General features: G+C 38.3%; 10 protein-coding genes. 3 read left to right on the forward strand and 7 right to left on the reverse strand.

The annotated features are described in order from the left end of the window. Positions 1-4: 4 nt before the first annotated feature. The 3 genes from C9J38_RS13830 to C9J38_RS13840 form a co-directional block, all read right to left on the reverse strand. Entirely contained in the window at positions 5-1606 is a 1602-nt protein-coding gene (locus C9J38_RS13830; protein ID WP_107207601.1) for a response regulator, read from the reverse strand. Between the two features lie 289 nt (positions 1607-1895). Further along, on the reverse strand, positions 1896-3749 hold the full coding sequence (locus C9J38_RS13835; protein WP_107207602.1) for an ABC transporter ATP-binding protein: 1854 nt from the start codon (positions 3747-3749) through the stop codon (positions 1896-1898). Positions 3750-4050: 301 nt separating this feature from the next. Further along, positions 4051-5481 carry a sodium-dependent transporter gene (locus tag C9J38_RS13840; protein ID WP_107207603.1) on the reverse strand — a complete coding sequence of 477 codons (1431 nt, stop codon included), beginning with the start codon at positions 5479-5481 and terminating at the stop codon, positions 4051-4053. A gap of 514 nt (positions 5482-5995) precedes the next feature. On the opposite strand from C9J38_RS13840, the gene C9J38_RS13845 reads away from it, so the two are divergent. Then, positions 5996-6682: a DNA alkylation repair protein gene (locus C9J38_RS13845; protein WP_107207604.1), complete on the forward strand. Its 687-nt coding sequence runs from the start codon at positions 5996-5998 to the stop codon at positions 6680-6682. 84 nt (positions 6683-6766) lie between these two features. On the opposite strand, the gene C9J38_RS13850 is transcribed toward C9J38_RS13845, so the two are convergent. Together C9J38_RS13850 and C9J38_RS13855 are read right to left on the reverse strand one after the other, a co-directional pair. Beyond that, on the reverse strand, positions 6767-7261 hold the full coding sequence (locus C9J38_RS13850) for a peptidylprolyl isomerase (RefSeq protein ID WP_107207605.1): 495 nt from the start codon (positions 7259-7261) through the stop codon (positions 6767-6769). Between the two features lie 80 nt (positions 7262-7341). Next, entirely contained in the window at positions 7342-8187 is an 846-nt protein-coding gene (locus C9J38_RS13855) for a patatin family protein (protein WP_107207606.1), read from the reverse strand. A gap of 179 nt (positions 8188-8366) precedes the next feature. Between C9J38_RS13855 and C9J38_RS13860 the strand changes: the two genes are divergently transcribed. Both C9J38_RS13860 and C9J38_RS13865 read left to right on the forward strand, forming a co-directional pair. After that, positions 8367-9026 carry a site-specific DNA-methyltransferase gene (locus C9J38_RS13860; protein ID WP_107207607.1) on the forward strand — a complete coding sequence of 220 codons (660 nt, stop codon included), beginning with the start codon at positions 8367-8369 and terminating at the stop codon, positions 9024-9026. A gap of 27 nt (positions 9027-9053) precedes the next feature. Next, positions 9054-9668: a cold shock and DUF1294 domain-containing protein gene (locus C9J38_RS13865; protein WP_107207608.1), complete on the forward strand. Its 615-nt coding sequence runs from the start codon at positions 9054-9056 to the stop codon at positions 9666-9668. Positions 9669-9759: 91 nt separating this feature from the next. Here the strand turns inward: C9J38_RS13865 and C9J38_RS13870 are convergent, their stop codons facing one another. Both C9J38_RS13870 and C9J38_RS13875 read right to left on the reverse strand, forming a co-directional pair. Further along, the gene (locus tag C9J38_RS13870) at positions 9760-10392 is read right to left on the reverse strand and encodes a hypothetical protein (RefSeq protein WP_107207609.1); all 633 of its coding nucleotides are present in this window, start codon (positions 10390-10392) and stop codon (positions 9760-9762) included. Positions 10393-10713: 321 nt separating this feature from the next. Next, a complete protein-coding gene (locus C9J38_RS13875) occupies positions 10714-11355 on the reverse strand; it encodes a hypothetical protein (RefSeq protein ID WP_107207610.1) in 642 nt (213 codons plus the stop codon). Between the last annotated feature and the right edge of the window lie 401 nt (positions 11356-11756).

Below are 11756 nucleotides of genomic sequence, written 5' to 3' on the forward strand. Positions count from 1 at the left end.
ACGTTTAGTAAAGGCGCTGGTTGAGTACGGTATGTTTCGTTTTTAATGTTTTATACCATTCAGGTTTAATATCTTGTGACTCAAATACCCACCTTGCTTCGTTGACAGTATTTTTTTCACTAACATATAAATCGAGGTGTCCACGAGCAAATAGTTCCACTATGCAGCGTGCCAAAGTGATATCAAAACGGTACATCGGCCATAATGTAAAAAGTAACTGTCCAGCCGTCACAAATTGTTTTTGTTTTACCAACTGTAAGGTATAACTATACTCAGCACACTTGCTCTCATTAATTTTAGCCGTCTGCGCTTTTAGCCACATCTGCTTAATGACATTATGTGGTTCATTAGGTTGTAAATTGAAAATGTTGGTCAACTGCTTTACAAATTTAATTATATGAGTATGCATTGAAAGCTTAATGGCTGTACTTAGCGCAATAATAAGAAATTCGCTTGGTAATTCATTATATTCATGGTGCTCTACATAATTTAATGCATTCATAAATTCACGATACGCAATCAAATTAGAATCATTTTCAGCGGCCTGATATGCCTGTAATAAATAGATATAGGCGCGATCGTGCTTAGTGATCTTCTGCTGCTGATTAATAGAGCACCATAGTTTCTCTATCGACTGGTGCTTTTTGTTGTATTGTTGTAGCTGTACCCACACTAAAAATGCGTAGTTTTGAGGTTTATCCCAAATGGAAAAACGCAGTGAAAAACAGGCTTCTCTGATATGACGTTCGATCTCAGTGTCGTGTTGAAGACAAAACTCAATCCATATTAAACCAAACAAGCGGTAGAGATTATTACGGCTTACTTTATGCGCCGCTAACCAAAATTCATAGCCTATGCTTATACGGTTCTGTTTTAATGCAGAGCGAGCTTTAAGATCTAATAGTGTCAGGTGTTGTTGTGGGCTAGAAGAATTAATTGATGTAAGCAACGGAGTAAGCTGGTCAAATTTATTTTGCTCTAACCATAATTGCGCTAATAATAATTTAGCAGGCACATAGTCATTTTGTTGAAGTAAACTATTTAACATGACGTCAATATCGTTATAACTTGTCGTCACTTTATTTAGCAATAATCGTTTAGCCAAGGCTGTTACACTCGACCAATATTTATCACAATAAGAATAGTTTTCAATAAACTCTTGTACACCTAACCAACCCTTTGATTGGTAAGTGTTAAATACAGCATCTTCAAACTTATGCTTATTAAAATGGAGATTTATTCGCGTTGTCAGTGTTTCTAAACGAAAAGGCTTAATTAAATAGTCTGTAGGTTGGTATTCAGAAAATCCCATCAAAATTGATTCTGAATCATCTGCAGTAACAATAAAAATCAAAGGATGATGAGTGATCAATTGATTGTGGTGGAGGCGCTCAAGTAACTGAAGGCCTGTGCTGCCAAGACCTAAATTAAAATCAATAAAAATGATATCGAATACATTGCGTTGGCAAAGCTTTATTGCATCTTGTGCATTTGATGCAAAATAAATTCGTTGTGCTTCAAATTTCGCTTTCAACAGAATTAATTTAGTCGTTTGCTGAATAATTACACTGTCATCGACAATTAGAATTGATTGACTATTAACCATATAAGCTCAGAAAAGGAAAATGGATTTAAAATTTGTAAAGGGAGCGGGATGATAATAGCTAATTAAATAATCAACAAATATTCTTATGTAACAACGTGTAACTCAATTAAGCTTTTGTTTTTTGGTGGGTTATCTTCATGAGGAATATTACTGTTAGGCGTTTCAACGTGAATCAAGGGAAGAGTTGTATGAAAGGGGCAGTGCTATTGAATACGGATAATCTTATTATAAAAAAGAGGTCGCTAAGCGACCTCTTTTAACATCAATCACACATAGGCTAAGTTAATAGTTAACTTTCAGTGGCAAGGTGATGATTTTCTTCGCCAATGAAGCCACCAGTTTGATGTGCCCATAACTGAGCATAAATACCTTTCTGATTGATGAGCTCTTGGTGTGTACCTTGCTCAATAACCTGGCCTTTATCTAATACGATAAGACGATCCATCGCTGCAATAGTCGATAAACGATGGGCAATCGCGATAACTGTTTTGCCTTCCATTAATTCAACCAAACTTTCCTGAATCGCCGCTTCCACTTCAGAATCCAACGCTGAGGTTGCTTCATCTAAGATTAAGATTGGCGCATTTTTCAGTAATACGCGGGAGATAGCAATACGCTGACGTTGTCCTCCTGAGAGTTTAACACCACGTTCACCCACCTGAGCATCGTAACCAATATTACCAAACGGGTCTGTCAATGTTTCGATGAACTCATGGGCATGTGCTTGTTTAGTTGCGGAAAGCAACTGCTCTTCACTGGCTTTAGGATCACCATAAAGAATGTTGTCTTTAATAGAGCGATGAAGCAAAGACGTATCTTGCGTTACCATGCCAATTTTACTGCGTAATGAATCTTGCGTAACTTTCGCAATGTCTTGCCCATCTATGCGAATATTTCCGCCTTCTAAATTATGAAAACGTAATAGCAAGTTAACTAAGGTTGATTTGCCTGCGCCAGATCGACCGACTAAGCCAACTTTTTCACCAGGTTTAATATTCAACGAGAGATGGTTGATAACATCTTTATTTTCGCCATAGTTAAAGCTTACGTTATCAAATTCAATGCCACCATTTTGCACAGCTAATGGCTTAGCGTTAGGCTCATCTTCAATTTCAACTGGCTTAGACAGCGTTTTCATACCGTCGACAACGGTACCCATATTTTCAAATAGCGCACCCACTTCCCACATGATCCACATCGACATGCCATTAATACGCAGCGCTAAACTAATCGCAATTGCAATCGAACCCACTTGAATTGCACTGTGCATCCACAGGTAAATAGAAAGGACAGAAATAGAAAAAAGTAATAAGTAGTTAGCTAATTGAACGCAAATATCAAATCCGGTAACCAAGCGCATTTGATGATGAACCGTTGCAAGGAAGCCCTTCATCCCTTTTTCGGCATAATCGGTTTCATATTTACTGTGGGAGAACAGTTTGACTGTTGCAATATTGGTATAACTGTCAACAATTCGTCCTGTCATGGTCGAGCGGGCATCAGCTTGCTCTGCTGCGACCTTCTTTAGCTTAGGAATAAAGTGAATTTGAATACCAATATAAGCGATTAACCAAGCCAACATAGGTAACATCAATAGCCAATCCGCTTGAGCAAGGATCACTAACATCGAAGTAAAGTAAACAGAGACGTAAACGAAAACATCAGCCGTTTTCATTACCGTTTCTCTTACTGCAAGAGAAGTTTGCATGACTTTAGTTGCAATACGTCCGGCAAAGTCATCTTGGTAAAACGACAGGCTTTGTTTGAGCAGATAACGGTGAGCTTGCCAACGAATGGACATTGGGTAGTTACCCAGTAACGTTTGGTGTGATAGCAATGATGAGATCAAGACTAATAGTGGCATTACGATAAGCACGACCACGGATAACCAAATTAAGGTTGTCCCGTTTTCAGCTAAGAATGTTTTAGGATCACTTGCTGCTAGCCAATCGACTAACTTACCCATAAAACCAAATAGCACAACCTCAATAATTGCAACAATAGCACTAAGTAACGCCATGCAAGCTAACGGCTTTTCAAATCCACGAGTGTAATAGCGACAAAATGCAAAAATACCTTGGGGGGGTTGTGTGGGCTCTTGCTTTGGAAAAGCGTTCGTGAAACCTTCGAAGCGTTTGAACATAGTTCACCTAGTTAGTATTGGCATTTTGTTATTAGCTGTGTAGTCGCGCATTCATAAGAAAATGAGGAAAAATATGATTTATGATTGAGCTTATTACAGTAAAACCGTATGCATGGCAGTTAATTATTTAAACGCTCTCAGTGTACGAATTATTATGAAGGGTCTCAATACGAGAATACAAATTTATAAAAATATACAAGTATGGCCAGATTTCATTTGTAATAAATGTATACCGATAAGAAAAAAAAGGTTTGTCATTGTTAGTGACAAACCTTTCATTGTTATATTGTAGCGAATAGATTTACAGCTTTTTAGAGAAAACCCCACACAGCGCAATAATCGCTAAACCTAATAACATGATGTCGCCTTTATCACTATCAAATCCAGCTTTCACACCTGAAATTGCAACAATAGCGATAGCCACTGGAATGATATATTTAATCAATACATACCAAAGGTTGAACAGTGGGAATGACACTTTTCCGTTATTGGTAATTTCTTTTTTTAGCTCACTTCGATCTAAACGCCAGCCCGCAAATAGACACACCAACATACCACCAACAGCAAGGAAGATTTTGTCAGTAAGTAAGTCAAAGACATCAAATGCGCCAGTGTCGAATAGCTTAGGACCAAAGCCACCAATAGATAGCGAAGCAAGAATACAAAGTAGCGCCATCACAATACTTGCGCTGATCACCGCAGTCACACGGCTAAAACCTTTCTCGTCAATTAAGTAGGCAACGACCACTTCCAGTAATGACACTGACGAGGTTAATGCCGCCACACTTAAAGCAACGAAGAATAAAATTGCAAGTAAGAAGCCGATGCCACCCATTTCAGCAAACAATTGCGGAACAACGACAAATACCAAACCTGGCCCTGCAGAAGGTTCCATGCTGAACGCAAACATTGCAGGGAACATAGCGATGCCGGCGAGTAATGCTACCCCCGTATCCATCGCCGTAACCATAGCGGTGGTTTGTACGATATTCTCTTTTCTGCGTAAGTAACTGCCGTATGTCAGCATACAGCCCATACCTAAACTTAGTGAGAAGAACGCCTGTCCCAGTGCAGCAAGCACAACAGAACTATCAATTTTTGAAAAATCAGGCTTGAATAAAAACTCTAAGCCCGCCATTGAGCCAGGTAAGGTAAGGCCTTTGATAGACACAATGATTAAGATAATGAAAAGCAGTGGCATTAACACTTTACCTGCTTTTTCTATACCACCTGAAACGCCTCGGATAACGACAAAAATATTAAATAAAAGGTAAAGTCCCATCCAGAAAAGCGGTTGTATAGGATCAGAAATAAAGCTACCAAAACTATCGTTAATAGCCGTTGGCGTACTTAATAATCCGGTTGAAATTTTATAGATATAAGCAATGGCCCAACCACCAACAACAGGGTAAAACCCCATGATAAGTAGGCCACTTAATACTCCCATGATGCCAACAAACGTCCAACGACGATCGGTGGTTTTAAATGCGCCAACGGCAGACAAACCTGTTTTACGTCCCACTGCAAATTCAGTTAGCATGACGCTAAAGCCAATGAAAATAACGAAAAACAAGTAAATAGCAACAAACGCGCCGCCACCATTGTCGCCAGCAGTATAAGGAAACTTCCAAATGTTTCCTAAACCAACAGCAGATCCTGCTGCGGCCATAACAAAGCCAATTCGTGAACTCCAGTTTCCACGATTAGCGGTTGGAGAAGTTGATGTGTCCATAAAACATCCTGTTAATGATTGTAGTGAGTCATAATTGTTATAAATATTTAGTCTTAAATATCCTTTTCACTATGAGAAATATGAAAATCTTTGACTATAAATCATAAAATAAAAAGTTATTTAAACTGATTGAGTTTACATAATTAACATATTTATCACGCATTGGCGGGGTTGAAAATCATTAATTGTAATGAATTAGTTAATTTCTGTAAAAAAGATAGAAGTGTTATTAGATGTTTACACTTTTTAGTTTTGCACGCTGCTCAATTAATCTGTATACAAAAAATGGAAGATTGTGCTGATAACTAGTTTGCTATTGATAACCTAAAATAAAACGGTTTCGAATCGCTTGGGATTATAAAGTGTTTTATAAATTGATTGTTTAGAGTGAATATGAAACAGTTAAGCGAACAGCGTTCCATTTGGTTCGTTTATATAATAAAAAGTCAGCCAATTGGCCATAATGTGTAGTGTCATAGCGTCATTACACAGTGCAAAAGGAAAGATTCGCCCAATGTCACTTGTTATACCTATGGTTATTTATATACAGCAGCACTTAGCCAAAGTTGCAGATAAAGCGGTTGCTGCCAATATGCAACAAACACTTAGGGTAAATCAGCCTTGCTATGGGGTTAATGCCGAGCAACGAAGTGAAATTTTTAAAGATGCGAGAGCACATACAAAAATTGATAATGCAGAAAATTATCGTCGCTTACTGCTTTGGCTATGGTCCGGTGTTTATCGTGAAGAGCGTTATTTAGCACTTGATGCTGGTGAGTATTACCATGCATTTAGAAATGAACATGCTTTTCATACTTATCAAGAAATGCTGGAAACTGTTGATGGGGTTGATATTGCTGATCGCTTAGTTGAGCAGTTAATCAGTCCTGTTGTGTTAGGGCATCGCGAATTTGAATCAAAACTAATTGAATGGCGAGAGTCTGATAATAAATGGTTGAAACGAGCGTCATTATTGGCGCATTGTCATCACAAACAGCATACCAATGTCGACTTACTGTGCGAGACAGTACTGCTATTAGCCGATGATAGTGATTATGAGGTGCAGCAAGCGATAGGGTTAGTATTGCGAAATTACAGTGAAACCGATTTCCCTTTCGTTGATCATTTTCTTATATCGAATATTGGTATATTAACGCCGCAAGCTAGGCGAGAAGCAAGAAAACTTACATTAGGTTTGTAGTGATATTTAAGCCTTTACAGTTAACGATAAAGCCCGTATTACGCTAACTCGATCATAGCGAGTTAAACGTATACGGGCTTTTTACTATTCAATGATAGTGACTTTTTCAATCACAATCGGATCACGAGGGACATCGTCATGATCGCGAACAGATAATGTTTTTACTTTTGAAATTTTGTTTACTACGTCCATTCCAGCCGTTACTTCGCCAAAAACAGTGTATCCCCAGCCCGCATTTGTTGTTGCTGTGTGATCAAGAAAATCATTGTCAGCAACATTAATAAAAAACTCAGCCGTTGCTGAATGCGGGGCATCTGTTCTTGCCATTGCGATAGTACCTATCACATTTTTCAGACCACGGTTTGCTTCATTAACAATGGGGGCGCGGGTTGGTTTTTCTTTCATTTTCACAGTGTAACCACCACCTTGGATCATAAAGCCTTTGATCACTCGGTGAAAAATAGTGTCGTTGTAAAAACCGTCTTGGCAATATTTTAAGAAGTTCTTAACCGTAACAGGCGCTTTTTGCTTGTTCAGCTCAATCGTAATATCGCCAACATTGGTGGTAAAAATAATCATCTAAAACTAACCGTGGTGTAAATTGAATCGGGCAGTATACGTAATAGTGATGCTATTTGTAGTAAAAAAGTCATTAAATATCATGGCTTAAATTGAAGATCATTATTGATCAGCCTTAATCCTGCTTCTCTACCTTGTTGATAACCTTGATCTAATTTACTGATATCTTTAGTTAATCTTTTGATCATAAACGTTTTATCAGGTGCAATGGCGGTGATTTTGCAATCCTTTGGCGGATTATGAATAAAATACAATGCCTTATTATAGCGAGACTCTTTGGTTAAAAACTCTTGCCCAAACACGGGATTTGTTCGGAATAAGCGACGTGTTAACCATGGCACTTGTCGATTTTTAGCAAACAAACCTTGAGCATGAGATAGAATAACTGTGATATCACGTGCGCCCTTATTGTAAGCCTCGATCACTGGGATAGGATCGGCAATACCGCCATCGCTCATTTCAATACCGTCAACTTGTGGAAATTGACGGTAAATGATCGGTAGGGCGCATGTTGCAGTCATCACTTCATTTAAGTTGTTACGTGTTACTTCAACGTAGTTAGGCTCACCCGTATCGACCACCGTTGTTGTGGCGTATAGCGGGACATTACGATTCTCATATTTGTGTAGCTCTAAAGGAAGATGACTGATACTGGTGTTCCATAACCAATCAATATCAATTAAGTTACCACCTTTAACAAAACGTCTGTAATTAATGAACTCCTTACTACGTGCGTATTCGGTAATAACTTTATAGTTACGTTGATAACTTTCACACAGATATCCCATGAGTACTACAGAGCCTGCTGATACGCCGATAGTAAAATCAAATGGGTTGTAACTACGTTCAATAAAAGCATCTAATACACCAGTGGCAAAAATGCCACGCATTGCCCCACCTTCGACAACCAAAGCGCGTTTACTCATCACTGTTCCTTATCCTTGGTGATTTAATTATTCCATATTGGAATTAGACGATATTACCTTTAAGAATATGCACACATTTAATTCTAGATCACATTTTTATGAGTTTTTTGTTATTTAACGTATTATGACGGACATTATTTTGCGTGTTTCTCCTCCCACATATTAGATTAGGTTTGTTGATGCAAATTTTCCAAAAAGATGCGATTGAGTGGTTAACAGCTTTGCCCGATCAAAGTATTGACTTGATGATCACCGATCCACCTTATGAGTCGCTTGAAAAACACCGCTCAGTGGGAACAACAACGCGATTAAAACAAAGTAAAGGATCGAGTAACCAATGGTTTGATATTTTCCCCAATGAACGATTTGAAAGTTTATTGACGCAAGCCTATCGCGTTTTAAAACCAAACAGTCATTTCTATTTGTTCTGTGATCAAGAAACAATGTTTCACATTAAACCGATTGCAGAGCAGGTGGGGTTTAAGTTTTGGAAACCCATCGTGTGGGATAAAGTCGCGATAGGCATGGGATATCATTATCGAGCACGTTATGAATTTATTTTGTTTTTCGAAAAAGGTAAGCGAAAACTGAATAACTTATCGATTCCAGATGTATTGGAATGTAAGCGTGTTTATCGTGGTTATCCGACAGAAAAGCCCGTCCCACTATTAGAGATATTAATAGAGCAAAGTAGTGTTGAAGGTGATGTTATTGCCGATCCGTTTTTTGGTTCAGGTTCAACATTAGTGGCGGCCGATAGGTTAGCGCGTCAAGCATGGGGTAGCGATATCTCTGATTCAGCCCATCAACATTTAAAACAACGTCTATCGTCGCGATAGACGACATTTTTTAAGCTAGGAACAAACATGGCCCAACCGGGAAAGATTATTAGCTGGAATCAACAAAAAGGTTTTGGATTTATTGCACCAGATAACGGCGAGCAAGATGTTTTTTTTCATGTCTCTGCCTTGCCGGATAAACAGTGTCGTCCTCGTATCAATGAGGCCGTAACATTTCGTATAAGTAAAGATAAAAAAGGGCGCATGTCAGCAACAACAGTGACATTGACCAAAGCACATTCAGGTTTAGATAAATACACCGCACCTTTTTCAAAGTCACAGTGGTTTAGTGTTATCTTTTTGGCTTTTGTTGCGATATCAGTGGCGCTTTTTAATACCCCTTATCAAGTACTGATTGGATATTTAGTATTAAGCGTTGTGACGTTTGCGGTGTATGCACATGATAAACGTGCGGCTAAGTTAGATAAATGGCGAACCAAAGAAGCAAGCTTGCATATATTAGCCTTAGTGGGGGGATGGCCTGGTGCGTTATGGGCACAAAAGATATTGCGCCATAAATCTCAAAAACAGCCATTTAAAGCCATATTATGGGCAATGATCATACTTAACTGCGCGGCGTTTATTCTATCGTTTACCCCAGAAGGGGTGACGTTAATTAAACAAGTGTTACAGCTAATTTAAAATAGAGCGTGATTCATTATAGTAATGAATAAGATTCTATTAATCGTCCAGCATAGACCAATGTATAATGACGTGCTGGGCGATCATTCATTTATCGAATAACAGAAATGTCGCCATCTGCATCAGCAGACCAAGTAAAGTACTGGTTACCTTTACCTGAAATAATCGCGCTACCATTTGTGATATAAGGATGAACTTCATTGATATTGTATCGGTAAGTCAGTGGCGATGTAGATTCGGTAGACCAGTATGTAGTATCGTTGTCCGCAGTATTAACCAACATACCTTTAAATGTGATTTGATTACTATTATTCATCGCCATGATGTAATCATCATCAGTGTTTTTATCCAGAGATAATGAAATAATTTCGCCATTTGCAATCGCGTTGTGGGTGGTAAACTGCATCGCTTCAATGGTATGAATAACAACTCTGTCAGTTTGTTTTTCTACCTTGATACGGCCTTTTGTAACAGCAATATCAATATTTCCCTGAATTTCAGGAATATAACATTCATTAGAATTACCAACCGGTAGATTCTCAGCACAGTCCTTTGCTGCTTTTGCTACAACAGTTAAGGCATCTGCAGTTACGTCTGCATAGTTTTGTAAATCAGCATGGCTCAAGTTATCAACATCAATCCCGCCGTGATTTACAACTTCATCACCAACATTACAACCTAATAATGTTGTTGTTACTATTGCCGCTAAACATAGCTTCTTCATACAAGACCTTTTATCAATATATGTATAAATACTGTGAGAGAGGGTAGGTTGTTAATAAATTGAAAGCAATCATTCGCAGTGTTAATGACTTGGTTTTGACAAAGAGATGACAGTAATGGTTGTTTTCAAATAATTTTCATGACACTTGTCTAACAGAACTGCTCAGATATTAAATGATGTTAACTGAACCTAGAAAAGTAAAGGTTACTGCTTATTTCTGCTATCGTAGCTGGAAGAAATTTATTGTTTAATAAACAATTGGTTAAATGTAAAAAAACAGCACTAGATTATAGTGCTGGTTAATGAATGCTAGGCGTAACTCTATTGAGCGGTAATATCGCCATTACTATCAGCAGACCAATTAAATGTCTGGTTATCTTTACCAGTAATTACGGCATTACCGCTGATAAGGGATGGAAGCTTGATATTGGCATCATATTTAAGAGCTAGTCCAGTTGTTGATTCAGTAGACCAATATTTTGCATCGCTGTCAGCGGTATTAATGAGCATTCCCTTAAAGGTAACGTTATTTCCGCCAGGTAGCGTTTTAAGGGTCATGTTGTAATCTTTATCAAGGTTTTCACTGAAATTAAGTGAAATGACTTCACCGTTTGTCACTGCATTTGGAGAGGTAAACTCCATTGCTTTTGTTGTATGAACAATAACAGTTTGATTTTCCTGTTGTTCAACGTCAATTTGGCCTTTTGCTACAATAATGTTTGTCGTTGTATTGCTGGCGCTAAGGTCACATTGTTTTGTCTCGCCAACAGCCATTCCATTTGAACAATTATCAGCCGCTTGCGCGATGACTGCTAATGCATCGGCAGTTAACTCTGCGTAATCTTGTTTTTGGGTTTGAGATAAATTATTGATGTCGATACCGCCGTGTTCTACAACTTCGTCACCTGCGTTACAGCCAACAAGTACTGTAGCTACCATTGCTGCTAAACATAACTTCTTCATGTAAAACCCTTTTTCAATATATGAATAAATATTGCAGAAGATGTTAGATTGTTAATAAATTAAAAGCAATCATTTGCAGTGAGAATAACTTACTTTTTACAGGGTTATGACAAAAGTCGCTATTTTTGTGGTGTTATGTCAGGTAATTGTCAGCTTAGAGGGGGAGGTTGTTGGTATTTTTCTTAGTACTTACTAGATATATTCTCTTTTAAGTTAGTGTAATGGCAAGTCGCTTAGTGCTCACAATGAGTTAGCGTAATAGCTAACTCGTTTTTGTCGAGTAGACGACACTTGTTACCAAGTGCCGTCCCTCTAAGAACCGTACGTGCAACTTTCACTGCATACGGCTCAAGCCTCCACTAAGGCACCGATTGGCACCCAGCAACTTACAAAGCAGCGAG

This window comes from Photobacterium sp. GB-210, assembly GCF_003026075.1.
Classification (GTDB): Bacteria; Pseudomonadota; Gammaproteobacteria; order Enterobacterales; family Vibrionaceae; genus Photobacterium.

Bases quoted from the DNA above. Each gene is read 5' to 3' on its own strand.
- C9J38_RS13830 (WP_107207601.1), bottom strand. From the start codon at position 1,606: ATGGTTAATAGTCAATCAATTCTAATTGTCGATGACAGTGTAATTATT.
- C9J38_RS13855 (WP_107207606.1), bottom strand. From the start codon at position 8,187: ATGAGTAAACGCGCTTTGGTTGTCGAAGGTGGGGCAATGCGTGGCATT.
- C9J38_RS13845 (WP_107207604.1), top strand. From the start codon at position 5,996: ATGTCACTTGTTATACCTATGGTTATTTATATACAGCAGCACTTAGCC.
- C9J38_RS13870 (WP_107207609.1), bottom strand. From the start codon at position 10,392: ATGAAGAAGCTATGTTTAGCGGCAATAGTAACAACAACATTATTAGGT.
- C9J38_RS13865 (WP_107207608.1), top strand. From the start codon at position 9,054: ATGGCCCAACCGGGAAAGATTATTAGCTGGAATCAACAAAAAGGTTTT.
- C9J38_RS13875 (WP_107207610.1), bottom strand. From the start codon at position 11,355: ATGAAGAAGTTATGTTTAGCAGCAATGGTAGCTACAGTACTTGTTGGC.
- C9J38_RS13840 (WP_107207603.1), bottom strand. From the start codon at position 5,481: ATGGACACATCAACTTCTCCAACCGCTAATCGTGGAAACTGGAGTTCA.
- C9J38_RS13835 (WP_107207602.1), bottom strand. From the start codon at position 3,749: ATGTTCAAACGCTTCGAAGGTTTCACGAACGCTTTTCCAAAGCAAGAG.
- C9J38_RS13850 (WP_107207605.1), bottom strand. From the start codon at position 7,261: ATGATTATTTTTACCACCAATGTTGGCGATATTACGATTGAGCTGAAC.
- C9J38_RS13860 (WP_107207607.1), top strand. From the start codon at position 8,367: ATGCAAATTTTCCAAAAAGATGCGATTGAGTGGTTAACAGCTTTGCCC.